The sequence below is a fragment of the Cytobacillus sp. FSL R5-0377 genome (genome assembly GCF_038004385.1).
Lineage (GTDB): Bacteria > Bacillota > Bacilli > Bacillales > Cytobacillaceae > Cytobacillus.
Genome location: NZ_JBBORA010000001.1, coordinates 390,705 through 404,190, shown reverse-complemented (window position 1 = coordinate 404,190; position 13,486 = coordinate 390,705). Strand labels below are relative to the sequence as shown.

Sequence of the window (13,486 nt, the reverse complement as noted above, 5' to 3'; positions counted from 1 at the left end):
TATGGGAAACTTATTTAACTCGCCTAAGAAGTTGGCAAAGAGCAGTCTTGCAGTGTTTTTTCTGATTGTTATCCTATTTTGGCTAAAAACGTATATCGCTTATAGAATTGAATTTAATTTAGGGATCAATAAATGACATACAGCGATTTCTGCTGGTTTTGAATCCTTTAAGTTCAACACTTGTATTCCTGGGATTTGCTTTATTTTTTAAAGGGAAAATGCAGTCAGGTATGCTTATTGGATTAAATTTATTTTTGTCCTTTCTGCTTTATGCAAATGTTGTCTATTATCGATTCTTTAACGACTTCATTACAGTACCCGTACTTATGCAGGCAAAAGTGAATGGCGGGCAGCTGGGCGATAGCGCTCTGTCGTTAATGTCCCCTTTGGATATTTTTTATTTTACAGATACACTGCTCCTTCTTTTTCTGGCACTTAGGAGATGGTACCAGCCTGAAAAGAAAATTAGCCGAAAACCTGCTTTGGCTGTTATAACTGCAGGAATCATTGTATTCTTCATTAATCTTGAAATAGCCGAGAATGACCGCCCTGAATTGCTTACTCGTTCATTCGACCGCAATTATTTGGTGAAATACCTTGGTGCATACAACTTCACTATTTATGATATTGTGCAAAATGCGAAGTCTGCCAGCCAGAGGGCTCTTGCAGATTCGAATGATGTGACTGAAGTGGAGAACTATGTTAAAGCAAAATACGCACCTCCAAACCCTGATTATTTCGGGAAAGCCAAGGGAATGAATGTTATTTATGTATCGATGGAATCACTGCAGACATTCATTATTGATTACAAGCTGAATGGGAAAGAAGTTACGCCTTTCCTGAACTCACTGGCACATAGCGGCAAGACATTTTACTTTGATAATATAGTCAATCAAACAGGACAGGGAAAGACTTCTGATGCAGAGTTCATTATGGATACATCGCTTTATCCCATGTCACAGGGAGCTGTTTATGTAACAAAAGCGCAAAATACTTTTCATGGCACTCCTGCTATCTTAAAGCCGCATGGCTATACTTCAGCAACTTTCCATGGCAACTACAAAACATTCTGGAATAGGAACGAAATGTATAAAACCATGGGCTATGATAAATTTTTCGATGCAGAATATTACGATATGAACGATGAGAACACGAAAAACTATGGATTGAAAGATAAACCATTCTTCAAGGAATCCATACCAATGCTGACCAGTCTTCCACAGCCTTTTTACACAAAGTTCATCACTCTCTCTAATCACTTCCCTTTTGAAATGGATGAGTGGGATACTGAATTTCCAGAAGGAGAAACAGATAATGATGTGGTTAATCACTATTTTCAATCTGCGAATTATATGGATCAGGCACTTGAGCAGTTCTTTAATGATTTAAAGGATTCCGGATTGTATGATCATACAGTAGTAGTCCTGTATGGCGATCATTACGGCATATCCGAAAACCACAACGAGGCAATGGCAGAGGTGATCGGAAAAGAAATCACTCCATTTGAATATGCCAAGCTTCAAAGGGTGCCAGTATTCGTACATGTTCCTGGAGTAGATGGCGGAATTGTCCATAATGTTGGGGGACAGGTAGATGTGCGTCCGACTCTCCTGCATCTGCTGGGTATTGATACAAGAGATCACCTTGAAATGGGATCTGATTTATTATCAAAAAAACATCGTAAAGTTGTCCCATTCCGAAACGGCAACTTTATTTCACCGGAATATACACAGATTGAAGAAACCTGCTATTATACTGAAACAGGTGAAATAGCGGAGGCAAGTGCATGCAGGCCATTTTCAGATCAGGCAAAAAAAGAGCTTGAAATGTCAGACAACATTGTATACAAAGACCTGCTGCGCTTTTATAAGCCGGAAGGATTTGTTCCAATAGACAGGAATGATTACTCTTATGTAAAGAAAGAACTGCCTTTTAAAGAGGAAAGAAATGGGCCGGGTATACAGAAGTAAAGTTAAGGAGCAGAGAGATCATTCTCTGCTCTCTTTTTATTACCGAAAACGCAGTTTACTAAAAGAATGCACGGGTAGAGTATCTGTGTAAAGTATAAGTATTAAAAAGGAGGATGATAAAGTGTATAGTCAAACCTTTGAAGAATGTATTCAGGCTTGTTTAGACTGCATGAAAGCCTGTAATGCATGCTATGACGCATGCTTAGATGAAGAAGATGTTAAAATGATGACAGATTGTATTCGGCTGGACAGAGAGTGTGCAGACTTCTGTGCCTTTGCAGTTAAGTCAATGGGGTCAAACAGCCCTTTTGCCAGACAAATTTGCACTTTATGTGCAGATATTTGTGAAGCGTGCGGAAAGGAATGCAAAAAACACGGCCATGCTCATTGCCAGCGCTGTGCAGAAGCATGCTTTATGTGTGCAGATACATGCCGTAACATGGCTTCCTAATCAGCATACCAAACAGACATCGTGCAGGATGTCTGTTTTCAATCCGATTTTTTTACAATGCCGAGCAATAAATAATTTTACTTATTTTTATAATTAGAAGGAGAGTAAATTAGCCTTTTGTATATCTGTTCCATAATTTCTGCATAATTTTTTGCCATACTAAATGAAAGAAAAGGAGGAATAGATATGCTGATAAGGAAAAAATTCGCCATATGGTTTGTTTCTTTGTCTGCAGCTTTAACTTTAGCTGCATGCGGTGGAAATGACGGAAATTCAGGAGTGGAAGATACCAGCAAGGAAGAGGGCACAGCAAATAATGAAAGCAGCGGCCATTCAGAAGGCCATGCGGGCATGGATCATTCTGGCTCCGGCGATGTTCCTGAAGGAATAAAGGAAGCTGAAAACCCTAAATATGAAGTGGGCAGCAAGGCCTTTATTACAGAAGGACATATGGAGGGCATGGAGGGAGCGAAAGCAACCATTTCAGGTGCTTATGATACAACCGTATATACGGTCTCCTATACACCAGCCACAGGCGGTAAAAAAGTTGAAAATCATAAATGGGTAGTTCACGAGGAGATTGCTGATGCAGGGGAGGAACCATTTAAAGAAGGAGAAGAGGTAATATTAAATGCAAGCCACATGAATGGGATGGAAGGCGCAGCTGCCGAAATCGATTCTGTGCAGGAAACAACTGTCTATATGGTTGACTTTACTACAGCCGATGGGCAGAAGGTTAAAAATCACATGTGGGTAACAGAGAGCGAGCTATCTCCTGCTGAATAATATAAGAAAGTTAAAGGGCTTATCTGCTGAGGATAAGCCCCTTAACTTAATTTAGCATTCTTACATAAATAATAAACCAAGAATGAAAAAGCAACTAAAAGGAAAATGGCTATTTGCAGCTCCATTCTCAATTTTAATGCATGTGAAACCGCAAAGGCTTCAATAATTAAAGCAGGGATTTTTCCGATGGTGCTGGCAATGCCAAAAGGCATAAGCCTGATTCTGCTGTATGCTGCTGCCAGTGTAACTGCCCCTGATGGGACAAACGGCAAGACTCTCAGCAAAAGAACCATGAAGAAGGCAAGATGGCCATCCGCATTATGGAGTTTTGAAAAAAAATTGTTACTCTTTAGCTTAGGAAAAGAGGAGGTAAGCTTAGTGATTCCTTTGCGATAGAGTATAAAGCTAACAATTGCACCAGCAGCTTCTCCGAAAATCAAAAGGGCTAGTGCAATTTTTAAATCAAATACGGCAACTGTTCCAGCAGTAATAAAGGCACTTGGGAGGAATCCTGTAATCGCTGCACCAATGTTCATGAATATGCTAAATAAAGCTGCCAATATCGGTTCTTCTGAAAGCCATTCGAAGATATCAGAAAACATCAATTAATCCTTTCTGGTCCATTTGTAGCCTAAACCCCAGACTGTTTTCAGATACTCATCTGCAGGAAACCCTGCTTTTCTTAATTTTTCTCTTAAATTTCTTACATGCGAATCTATGGTGCGGTCTTCGATTGACACTCCATAGCCCCATACAGCTCCTATTAAATGCTCTCTTGAAAAAACTCTGTTCAGATTTGAGAGGAAAAGGCTTAACATTGAAAACTCTTTAGGAGTTAAAAGGATTTCTTTCATTTTATAGGAAAGCTCAAAAGAATCTTCTTTGAGTTCCAGCCCTTTAAAGGTTTTGGTTTTTTCACCTTTTTTACTTCTTCTCAAAACCGCTTCCATTCTGGCACATAATTCCTCTTCATCGAATGGCTTTAAAATATAATCATCTGCACCGATATTTAATCCTTTTACAATGTCGGGCTTTTCGCTTTTGGCAGTAAGCATGATGATGGGAATGTCCCAATATTTTTTAATTTCCCTGCATACTTTCCATCCATCCATTTCAGGCATCATAACATCTAAAAGGACAAGATCTGCATAATGGGTTTCCAAGTAAAGCAAGGCCTCTGTACCTGAAGACAATTTAATGCATTTGTAGCCGCGGGGGGCTAAATATAAAGAAATTAAATCAAGCATTCTAGTTTCATCATCAACCAAAAGTATAGTCTTCATTATTCGATTTCTCCCTTTAAAACAAGCTCAAATTCTGTTCCTTCATCTTTTCTGCTGCAGACAGATATAGTTCCCCCATGGGCATAGACAAGTTCCTTAACAATGGCGAGTCCAAGACCTGCACCTCCAAGAGCTCTTCCACGTGATTTATCCACTCGGTAAAAACGATTAAAAATAAAGGGCAGTTCCTCTTCAGAAATCCCTCTTCCGGAATCATTTATTCTAATGATGATATGTTTTTTTGTCCTGCTTACGTCTACAGTTGTTTTATCGCCAGCTGAGGAGTACTTAATCGCGTTATCCAGAAGATTAAATATAATTTGCTCAAGCCTGGATCCATCTGCAGATATGGTGATGGATTCACGGCAGCTGACAGATAGCTGCATGCCTTTTTCAGTGAAGGCAGGAGAAAACTTTGTTTCAATTTTTTTCATAAATTCGTTCAGATCTATTGGCTTTTTTATAATATCAAAGGAATTTTTATCGATCTTAGCCAGATCGAAAAGATTTTTAACCATATCTGAAAGCCGGTTCGTTTCCTCCAGGATTATCGATAAATACTGATGTCTTTCATCCTGGCTAAGGTTCCGCTTCTGGACTATATCCGCATATCCTTTTATATATGTAAGAGGGGTGCGAAGCTCGTGCGATATGCTGGATAGGAATTCATTGCGTTCTTCTTTGAGGTAATTCAGGTCGTCCGCCAGTAACTGGATAGAACGCGCTAAATCCCCAAGTTCATCATCACCGGTTTGAGGAAGGGAAACTGAAAAATCACCGCTGCTTATTTGAGAGGTGGCTTCCTTCATTTTAATGAGCGGTTTCGCCAGGGCCTTTGATAAAAAGATGATAATAGTGATAGTAAAAATGACGGCCATCAACCCGGCGATCAAAAATTGTTCATTTAAGCGCGAGATTAACGACTGAATCCAGGATGTATCCTGAAACATATATACAAAGCCAATAAGTATTCCATTCTGTTCGATTGGACTGACTGTTGAGATATAATCTTCTTCTTTCCAATTGTCCCCGATGGTTTTGCCTTCCCTTTCAGGAGACATAATCGCCATTTCTATGTATCTTTGGATCAAACTGCTGTCAACAGAAGCACCTAGGATTTCTTTTTTCGAATTCGTAATAACTACATCTGTATTTGCTTCAGATTCCATCAGAGCTACATGGGATATCGTATTTTCATCAAAATGCTTTTCAAGTATGGCACGGTGTGAATTGCCGCGTATTTGCAGAGCTATGAGCTCTTCTTCCACACGAGATTCAACAAGGGTACTATGTAAAAAGAAGAACATAATAGTTTCAAGCCCAAATAGAATCAGAAAGAACAGAAGTCCCAGCTTCATGGAAAGTTTTTTCAAAGAACCACCCATTTCAAATCAAGTACTTCTATTATAGTCGAAATGTTTGAAGAAACTGTGCAGAAGAGGTATATGTTTTAATAGGACTGTAGAAGGTAAAATAGAAAGTATGATGTCATACAGGAGGTTTTTAAATGAGCGAATGTAAATTGGACCATACACCAGAAGATGTTCAAACAAAATTTGAACAGCAGAGGGATTTCCTTCCGGAAGAGATGAAGGCTCTGTTTCAGGCATTTTTCCAGCAGGAACATACACAGGATATCTTAAATGAGGTCTTCCATCTGCTGAAAAAATTTGATCTTGCTTCTGAAGAAGAACGAACAGAGCGTGTTAACAGACTTTACCTTGTATTAAAGAATGTTTAATATTGAATTGCCGCAGTTGATTAATCTGCGGCAATTTTTTATGTATATTACAATTTTTTTGTAGTTATTAAAATATTATTTTAACTAAATTGTTTTTATGGTATTATAAAACTAAGAGAAAAATAGTGTAGTATAATATTGAAAGCGATTTCATAAAAGGGAGTGACAAAGTTGAAGGAATGCCATAGACCTGTTTTTGACCTGGCGATCCGGACTGCAGATATGCTTGTCCGAATGTTCGGTTCCCGCTGTGAAGTGGCTGTGCACGATTTCAGCAACTTAAAAAAATCGCTTATTCATATAGCAGGAAATATAACAGACAGAAAAATCGGCTCACCCATTACCGATCTTGTATTGAATGAATTGGCCAGTCATAAAAATGAGGTAAAAGATATAGCCAATTATAAAACTCAGTCGAAAAAAGGGAATGTGCTGAAATCATCTACGATTTTTCTCCGTGATGATGAGAATAAAGTAATTGGTGCATTATGCCTTAATTATGATATTAGTTTGCTCATGCAATTTGGAGGAGAAATTGAAGAATTTATCAGCTTTGATGAACAATCCTCTAAATCGGAAACTTTTTTTAATTCTGTCCAGGATGTTATTCACGAGATGGTGGATCAGGTCCTGCAGGGCTTTAAAAAGGCACCTTCATTAATGACGCTGGAAGAAAAAGTTGAATGTGTTCGCCAGCTTGAAGACAAAGGGACGTTCCTCATTAAAGGTGCAACTGATTATGTTGCATCTGTCCTAGGGGTTTCTAAGTTTACCATCTATAATTACCTTCAGAAAATAAGAACGATTAATGAGCTCCATCCGGAAGCAGCCCTGGAGCATAAATAAGAAGAGTTATTTATATAGCTGATGTTATCATTTCAGCTATAGTCATTTAAAGACCTTAAAAGTAAAGGGGCATACAAAATGAAATATAGATCAGCATTTGATATTATTGGCCCGGTTATGATCGGACCTTCAAGCTCACATACAGCTGGAGCAGCACGCATTGGCCGTGTTGCCCGGACTCTTTTTGGAAAACAGCCATCCAAAGCAGAGATTTCTTTATATGGTTCATTTGCAAAAACCTATAAAGGACATGGCACAGATGTTGCCATTGTTGGCGGTATCCTTGACTTTGATACCTTTGACGAGCGAATTCCTTCTGCCCTTCAACTAGCTGAAGAAGCGGGAATTGAAGTTATTTTTACAGTTGAAAATACCGTTACAGATCATCCTAATACTGTAAGAGTGAAGCTTTCTGAAGGGGATCGTGAAATTGAACTAGTAGGAATATCCATTGGCGGAGGGACAATTGAAATAACTGAACTGAATTCCTTCGAACTTAAATTGTCAGGGGAACATCCTGCCATTTTAGTTGTTCATAACGATCAGTTTGGTGTTATTTCCGCTGTAACGAATATACTATCCAAGCACCAGATCAACATCGGCCATATGGAAGTTTCACGCAAGGAAAAAGGTAAAATGGCCATCATGGTCATTGAAGTGGATCAGAAGATCGGCCAGGATGTGATGACTGAGCTTGAAGGTCTTCCGAATGTTACACAAATTATCAGAATGGTTGACTAATAGTTAGCTGGTCATCAGGAGGGAAAATCTCATGTTATTTAGAAATGTTGCGGAGCTTGTAGAGCTCGCTGAAAATAAAGGTGTAAAAATCGCTGAAATCATGATTCAGCAGGAGATAGAAGTAACAGGATTAACACGTGATCAAATTATCGCCAAAATGGACCGCAACCTGACTGTCATGGAACAGGCAGTTGAGAGGGGACTGAAAGGGGTAACATCTGTTACAGGACTTACAGGCGGTGATGCAGTCCTTCTGCAAAAGTACATTCAAAGTGGAAAGGCTTTATCGGGGAATATCTTATTGGATGCTGTCAGCAAAGCAGTTGCAACCAATGAAGTAAATGCAGCAATGGGCACAATATGCGCTACACCTACAGCAGGTTCGGCTGGCGTGGTGCCCGGTACATTGTTCGCTGTTAAAGAAGTCCTCAAACCAACACGCATGGAAATGATTGAATTCCTATTTACATCTGCAGCATTTGGCTTTGTCGTGGCAAACAATGCCTCTATATCAGGTGCAGCTGGGGGATGCCAGGCTGAAGTAGGGTCTGCAAGCGGCATGGCCGCAGCTTCCATTGTAGAAATGGCAGGCGGGACACCCAAACAAGCAGCAGAAGCTATGGCGATCACATTAAAAAATATGCTGGGCCTAGTATGTGATCCCGTTGCCGGACTAGTAGAAGTTCCATGTGTAAAACGGAATGCCATGGGGGCTTCCAATGCTATGACAGCTGCAGACATGGCTCTCGCGGGAATTACAAGCAGAATACCATGTGATGAAGTCATTAACGCAATGTTCCTTATCGGGCAATCCATGCCATCAGCGCTTAGGGAAACTGCTGAGGGCGGACTGGCTGCAACACCAACTGGCAGGAGGCTGCAGGAAGAAATTTTTGGAAAAAAACAGTAGTATAATTCAGTGACTTATTACACCAGTTCATTAGTGAATTGGTGTTTATATTTGAAGAAAAAAAGATATGATTACTAAGGATTATTTTTCAAAGGGAGAGAAACAAGAGTTTGAAAGTTATAAGAGGGACTATAATCACTATTGTTATTTTGTTTATGCTGTTAATGGGCATAGCTGCACCCGCGGCTTTTATTGGATTAGCTGTCTTTTTACTAGGCTTATATTTAAATAATCAGTACCGGAAGTATAAAATAAATTTTAATAAATCAGGCTGGATTATGGCTGTAGGCTTCATTTTATCCATTTTTTTAGCAACTGCGGATTCCGGTGCAACTGAAACTGTAAATAAACCTGAGAAGGAACAAATAGAAACAGATCAGGAGGCCGAACAAGAAAGGCTTGCCCAAGAGAAAGCTGATGAAGAGGAAGTAAAAAAACAAGAAGAGGGGCAAGCAAGGTTAGAAGCAGAGAGGGAAGAAAAACAGAAGCAGGAAGAAGCTGAAAAACAAAAACAGGAACAGGTTCAAAGTCAGGAAGCACATAGCTTAGGTCTGGAATCAGTTGTCGTTGGCAGAGTAGTAGATGGTGACACGATCGAAACTACTGACGGAAGAAAAGTCCGCCTGATTGGAGTGAACACTCCAGAATCAACAACGAGAGTAGAAGAATATGGAAAAGAAGCAAGCCAATTTACTAAATCTGAGCTGACGGGCAAAAAAATCTGGATGCAAAAGGATGTCTCAGACACAGATCGATATGGCCGCCTGCTGAGAATCATTTGGCTGGACATCCCAGCGGATGATTTGGACGAAGATGAAATACGTGAAAAAATGTTCAATGCCCATTTGGTTCTGAAAGGTTATGCTGAGCCATCCACCTATAATCCGGATGTAAAATATAGTGAATACTTCAGAAAATTCGGCAGGGAAGCAAGAGATTCCAACAAAGGGTTATGGGCCCTCGGAGATGAAGGAACGACTAAAGGAGACCTGGATTCTGCAGCTGCAAGCAGTTCATCATCAAGCTCCGGGAATGCAGGCAGCAGCGGATCAAATAACAGCAGTGGTACAACCAGAAATTCATCACCAGCAGAAGGCAGCACGGAGTCCTACCAAAACTGTACTGAGTTAAGGAAGGTATATCCAGATGGTGTGCCGTCGACACATCCTGCCTATGACTCAAAGCATGATAGAGATAAGGATAATTATGCGTGTGAAAGGTAATTCACATACTGAATAATCACATCAGCATATATTGGATTTTAATACTGTAATAATCACATATAGGGCATCCTGTTACTTCATACAGGATGCCCCATTTTTATTTCTCTTTATGTTATCCATAACAAATCCGCTTTCCGGCAATGCTGGCATTCGCGATAGGATGTAGGATAAATTATAAATTGGGACATTGTAGTCTATTCTATCTACTAGAAATTTTATACAGTCTTTCATATTCTCAACCGTAGTGCCTTCACCCGGACAACGGTGCCCTTTGGCGGAATCACTACCGCCTTGAGGAATAAAATCGAAGAGGCTTTCATCCCAATCTTTAAATCTTTTCGGTTTGAATTCGTTAGGTGACGGCCATAGCTGCTCGTCATCTCCGCAAATCGATTTACATCCGGAGCGAAAACAACGGTCTACATTGGTAAGTTAAAAAGCAATTTATCCGAAAACAGCCAAAAATAAAGAACACTGGCTCCTGCCAGTGCTTTAAGAAGATCTTTTGTGGTGGCCATTCAATTTAATCAGAGAACCTCTCTTAATCCAATAATGAAAGTTTTCAGCCGGGAATACTCCGCGTCCATTTGATCTGTCCATCTGAATGACTACGCTGTTCTGGGTCACCTCAAGAATTTTCAGTGTTTGGGAACGGTTAAGATTTGGCATGAAGGTACTTGTTATTTCAAATTGCATATCCTTATCCAGGTTCAACGGTGCACCTCCTAATGGTTTTATTAAAATTATTATCCCCATACAAAACGTTTCTATCCAATTATTGGCCGGTATATTTTTGGTCCTAATTCTATGGCTATTAAGATAAATTAAACTTTTGAATATTCGAACTTAACTGTATAATTTAAATTAGTACACGATTTTTCATAAGAAGGTGAAGTGTGTGAGAGAAAAGATAAAAATTGGATTCATTGGGATGGGAGCAGTGGGGGTAAGAATACTCCGTCAATTTCAGCAGTATGAGGACTTTGAAATTGCTGCACTTTGTGATCGAAATCCCGCACAATTAGATAAATGGAAGGCTGAGCTGCCGGATACTGCAATGCATACCAATTATTTGGACTTGCTTCAGAATGAGACAATCAAGCTTGTCTATTTAGGTGTTCCGCCAAAATTTCATCATATAATAGCAATGGATATTATAAAGAGCGGGAAGCATCTTCTATGTGAAAAGCCTCTGGCCAATTCCATTCAAGAGGCAAAGGAAATGTATGAAGCTGCTGATAATGCAGGAGTAATCCACGCTATGAATTTTCCGATGGCATATAGCCCAGCATTTATATTGTTTAGGGATAAAATACATAATGGAGAGCTGGGTAAGATTAAAAAAGTTGAACTGCACCTGCAATTTAAGCAATGGCCACGTGAATGGCAGCAGAATAATTGGATATCGAGCAGGGAACAGGGAGGCTTTATCCGGGAGGTAGTACCACACTTTATTCACATGATTCACGATATCTTTGGAGAATTGGACAATATTCATTCTTTCATAGAATATCCTGAGGATGATCGTTTGTGTGAAACTAGCTTTTCGACTTTATTAACCCTGCCAGGCGGAATTCCGGTCCTGTTTAATGGAATAGCCGGAATCGGGCAGCAGGAACATCTGTCTTTTAAAGTTTTTGGTGATAAAGGAACCTTGGACATGCAGAACTGGAGTGTTCTTGTACAGAGTAAGTCTGATGCCAGTGGAGTAATTTTAAAACTTAATGAGCCGGAAACCAGTTTGCCTGCAGAACTGCTAAAAGCAATTAGAGGAGATCAAGCGTTGTTGGTAACGTTTAAAGAAGGGCATAAGGTTCAAAAGGTATTGGAAAGGATTCTAATAAGCTGACTAGAGAAAAACCTTTAACTTAAATCGTTTATCCATACAGCTGCATAGGAAACAATTCTCGAAAAAAACCTGTGTTTTAATGTATAATAATTTGGTGAGAGTTCTTCAAAAAACAGAAGACTCTATTACCTATAAAAAACTTCATAGATCCAAGTTGAAAGAGAGTGGGACATATGGGCCGTAAATGGAACAATATTAAAGAAAAGAAAGCATCAAAAGACGCAAATACGAGTCGTGTATATTCCAAGTTTGCACTTGAAATATATGTGGTAGCAAAGCAGGGGGAGCCTGATCCGGAAGCTAACCAGGCTTTAAAATTTGTGCTTGAGCGTGCAAAAACATATAATGTGCCAAGAAATATTATTGATCGCGCAATAGAAAAAGCGAAAGGCGGAGCAGAAGAGAACTATGATGAGCTTCGTTATGAAGGATTCGGGCCTAGCGGATCCATGATTATTGTTGATGCATTAACGAATAATGTAAATCGCACAGCTTCTAATGTACGTGCTGCATTTGGAAAAAATGGCGGGAATATGGGTGTGAGCGGATCTGTTTCTTATATGTTCGACTCTACAGCTGTTATCGGCATTGAAGGCAAATCAGAGGAAGAAGTACTGGAAATTCTAATGGAAGCAGACGTAGATGCACGTGATATACTGGAAGAAGAAGAGACGGTAATTGTTTATGCAGAACCAGATCAGTTTCATGCCGTTCAGGAAGCATTCAAGTCAGCAGGAATCAGTGAGTTTGCTGTTGCTGAATTAACAATGCTCCCGCAAAATGAAGTTACCCTTGAAGCTGATGCTCAGGCACAGTTTGAAAAGCTGATTGACGCTCTAGAAGACCTGGAAGATGTCCAGCGAGTTTATCATAATGTAGACTTAGGTGAATAATGGAGAAGTGGAGTCCGTATATTTGGCGGACTCTTTTTTTTAGTCTAATGTTTACCGTAAATTTATTATGTAAACTAAATGGTTGGATCCAATTTGATTTTATGAAGTTAGTATTGTCAAAGCAAGTTGTTTCTATTAAAAAATGGTGAATGATAATGTGGTTTTATGGTGTTATCGGATGATATCTGTCGAATATCCTTTTGCTAGCAGCTGCTAGCCTCTTGCCTGATATAGATAAAGATAGTATTTGCCAGTAGAAAGAGCTTAAATCTGAAAATTGGAAAATAAGAGAAATAAAAATTTTGGGTTTTAACCGCTGCAGCGGCGGGAACAAAAATAAGGAAAGGAGCGTTTTTTAATGACTACGTTTAAAGTTATTTATACTTTTGAAAAAGGTGTTACTGTAACAGAAGAGATTGAAGCAGAAAATAAATCCGAGGTAATCGGAAACATTAAAGACCTTGAAGGGTATGTTGAACTAACATGTACAGAAGGTCATTATCACCGATTTGATTTCGCTGATGTAAAGTTAGTCACAATCACAGAATAAAAATAAGGCCAGAATCAGCCTTCCCCAAAGCCCGCCTATTTAGCGGGCTTTTTACTTTCTTACGTGATCCCCAAAAAGAATGTACCTCGGTTCTGTCATCTGCATCTATAATTCTAATTGTAAGCACTAATAGGGAAATTTCCCTGAGGAAGTCCTCTCGACAAGCAGATCAGCCTTCTCTACCCCGCCATGTATCCAAAAGACACTATCCTACTCCATGAGAAGTAATATATATCAAAATAG

Annotated in this window: 14 protein-coding genes and 2 pseudogenes; 11 read left to right on the top strand and 5 right to left on the bottom strand. The window is 39.5% G+C overall.

Annotated features, from left to right (window positions below; genetic code table 11):
* The first annotated feature begins 1 nt into the window (after position 1).
* The 3 genes and pseudogenes from NSQ49_RS02040 (at position 2) to NSQ49_RS02030 (ending at position 3,207) form a co-directional block, all read left to right on the top strand.
* Positions 2 to 1,970, top strand: a pseudogene (locus NSQ49_RS02040) (LTA synthase family protein).
* Between the two features lie 121 nt (positions 1,971 to 2,091).
* Entirely contained in the window at positions 2,092 to 2,421 is a 330-nt protein-coding gene (locus NSQ49_RS02035) for a four-helix bundle copper-binding protein (protein ID WP_251283761.1), read from the top strand.
* Between the two features lie 186 nt (positions 2,422 to 2,607).
* The gene (locus NSQ49_RS02030) at positions 2,608 to 3,207 is read left to right on the top strand and encodes a YdhK family protein (protein ID WP_251283762.1); all 600 of its coding nucleotides are present in this window, start codon (positions 2,608 to 2,610) and stop codon (positions 3,205 to 3,207) included.
* 41 nt (positions 3,208 to 3,248) lie between these two features.
* Here the strand turns inward: NSQ49_RS02030 and NSQ49_RS02025 are convergent, their stop codons facing one another.
* Genes NSQ49_RS02025 through NSQ49_RS02015 form a run of 3 tightly spaced genes read right to left on the bottom strand, consistent with a single transcriptional unit; the run spans position 3,249 to position 5,863 of the window.
* Complete coding sequence (locus NSQ49_RS02025) at positions 3,249 to 3,809, bottom strand: TVP38/TMEM64 family protein (protein WP_159869321.1); 561 nt, start codon at positions 3,807 to 3,809, stop codon at positions 3,249 to 3,251.
* Positions 3,810 to 3,812: 3 nt separating this feature from the next.
* Positions 3,813 to 4,490 (bottom strand): response regulator transcription factor, encoded by a 678-nt coding sequence (locus NSQ49_RS02020; protein ID WP_251283763.1) that lies wholly within the window; start codon positions 4,488 to 4,490, stop codon positions 3,813 to 3,815.
* A complete protein-coding gene (locus tag NSQ49_RS02015) occupies positions 4,490 to 5,863 on the bottom strand; it encodes a HAMP domain-containing sensor histidine kinase (RefSeq protein WP_201306593.1) in 1,374 nt (457 codons plus the stop codon). The genes NSQ49_RS02020 and NSQ49_RS02015 overlap by 1 nt, the downstream gene beginning before the upstream one ends.
* A 134-nt stretch (positions 5,864 to 5,997) precedes the next feature.
* On the opposite strand from NSQ49_RS02015, the gene NSQ49_RS02010 reads away from it, so the two are divergent.
* The 5 genes from NSQ49_RS02010 to NSQ49_RS01990 all read left to right on the top strand — a co-directional run bounded on the left by NSQ49_RS02010 (position 5,998) and on the right by NSQ49_RS01990 (position 9,951).
* Positions 5,998 to 6,231 carry a group-specific protein gene (locus tag NSQ49_RS02010; RefSeq protein WP_159869327.1) on the top strand — a complete coding sequence of 78 codons (234 nt, stop codon included), beginning with the start codon at positions 5,998 to 6,000 and terminating at the stop codon, positions 6,229 to 6,231.
* 171 nt (positions 6,232 to 6,402) lie between these two features.
* Positions 6,403 to 7,077 carry a helix-turn-helix transcriptional regulator gene (locus NSQ49_RS02005; protein WP_236566307.1) on the top strand — a complete coding sequence of 225 codons (675 nt, stop codon included), beginning with the start codon at positions 6,403 to 6,405 and terminating at the stop codon, positions 7,075 to 7,077.
* Positions 7,078 to 7,155: 78 nt separating this feature from the next.
* Entirely contained in the window at positions 7,156 to 7,818 is a 663-nt protein-coding gene (gene sdaAB, locus NSQ49_RS02000; RefSeq protein ID WP_159869330.1) for an L-serine ammonia-lyase, iron-sulfur-dependent subunit beta, read from the top strand.
* Between the two features lie 31 nt (positions 7,819 to 7,849).
* Positions 7,850 to 8,728, top strand: a complete 879-nt coding sequence (sdaAA, locus tag NSQ49_RS01995; protein ID WP_159869333.1) for an L-serine ammonia-lyase, iron-sulfur-dependent, subunit alpha — start codon at positions 7,850 to 7,852, stop codon at positions 8,726 to 8,728.
* Positions 8,729 to 8,838: 110 nt separating this feature from the next.
* Positions 8,839 to 9,951, top strand: a complete 1,113-nt coding sequence (locus NSQ49_RS01990; RefSeq protein ID WP_251283764.1) for a thermonuclease family protein — start codon at positions 8,839 to 8,841, stop codon at positions 9,949 to 9,951.
* A gap of 72 nt (positions 9,952 to 10,023) precedes the next feature.
* Here the strand turns inward: NSQ49_RS01990 and NSQ49_RS01985 are convergent.
* Both NSQ49_RS01985 and NSQ49_RS01980 read right to left on the bottom strand, forming a co-directional pair.
* Positions 10,024 to 10,329: pseudogene (locus NSQ49_RS01985) on the bottom strand (cytochrome P450); the annotation flags it as partial.
* Positions 10,330 to 10,443: 114 nt separating this feature from the next.
* Positions 10,444 to 10,665: a hypothetical protein gene (locus tag NSQ49_RS01980; protein ID WP_159869339.1), complete on the bottom strand. Its 222-nt coding sequence runs from the start codon at positions 10,663 to 10,665 to the stop codon at positions 10,444 to 10,446.
* Between the two features lie 184 nt (positions 10,666 to 10,849).
* On the opposite strand from NSQ49_RS01980, the gene NSQ49_RS01975 reads away from it, so the two are divergent.
* The 3 genes from NSQ49_RS01975 (at position 10,850) to NSQ49_RS01965 (ending at position 13,243) form a co-directional block, all read left to right on the top strand.
* Positions 10,850 to 11,800, top strand: a complete 951-nt coding sequence (locus NSQ49_RS01975; RefSeq protein ID WP_236566308.1) for a Gfo/Idh/MocA family protein — start codon at positions 10,850 to 10,852, stop codon at positions 11,798 to 11,800.
* A 173-nt stretch (positions 11,801 to 11,973) separates the two neighbouring features.
* Positions 11,974 to 12,693 carry a YebC/PmpR family DNA-binding transcriptional regulator gene (locus tag NSQ49_RS01970; RefSeq protein ID WP_159869342.1) on the top strand — a complete coding sequence of 240 codons (720 nt, stop codon included), beginning with the start codon at positions 11,974 to 11,976 and terminating at the stop codon, positions 12,691 to 12,693.
* A 358-nt stretch (positions 12,694 to 13,051) separates the two neighbouring features.
* Positions 13,052 to 13,243 carry a hypothetical protein gene (locus tag NSQ49_RS01965; protein ID WP_159869345.1) on the top strand — a complete coding sequence of 64 codons (192 nt, stop codon included), beginning with the start codon at positions 13,052 to 13,054 and terminating at the stop codon, positions 13,241 to 13,243.
* Positions 13,244 to 13,486 lie beyond the last annotated feature (243 nt).

Bases quoted from the DNA above. Each gene is read 5' to 3' on its own strand.
- NSQ49_RS02030 (WP_251283762.1), top strand. From the start codon at position 2,608: ATGCTGATAAGGAAAAAATTCGCCATATGGTTTGTTTCTTTGTCTGCA.
- NSQ49_RS02025 (WP_159869321.1), bottom strand. From the start codon at position 3,809: ATGTTTTCTGATATCTTCGAATGGCTTTCAGAAGAACCGATATTGGCA.
- NSQ49_RS02020 (WP_251283763.1), bottom strand. From the start codon at position 4,490: ATGAAGACTATACTTTTGGTTGATGATGAAACTAGAATGCTTGATTTA.
- NSQ49_RS02010 (WP_159869327.1), top strand. From the start codon at position 5,998: ATGAGCGAATGTAAATTGGACCATACACCAGAAGATGTTCAAACAAAA.
- sdaAB (WP_159869330.1), top strand. From the start codon at position 7,156: ATGAAATATAGATCAGCATTTGATATTATTGGCCCGGTTATGATCGGA.
- sdaAA (WP_159869333.1), top strand. From the start codon at position 7,850: ATGTTATTTAGAAATGTTGCGGAGCTTGTAGAGCTCGCTGAAAATAAA.
- NSQ49_RS01970 (WP_159869342.1), top strand. From the start codon at position 11,974: ATGGGCCGTAAATGGAACAATATTAAAGAAAAGAAAGCATCAAAAGAC.
- NSQ49_RS01965 (WP_159869345.1), top strand. From the start codon at position 13,052: ATGACTACGTTTAAAGTTATTTATACTTTTGAAAAAGGTGTTACTGTA.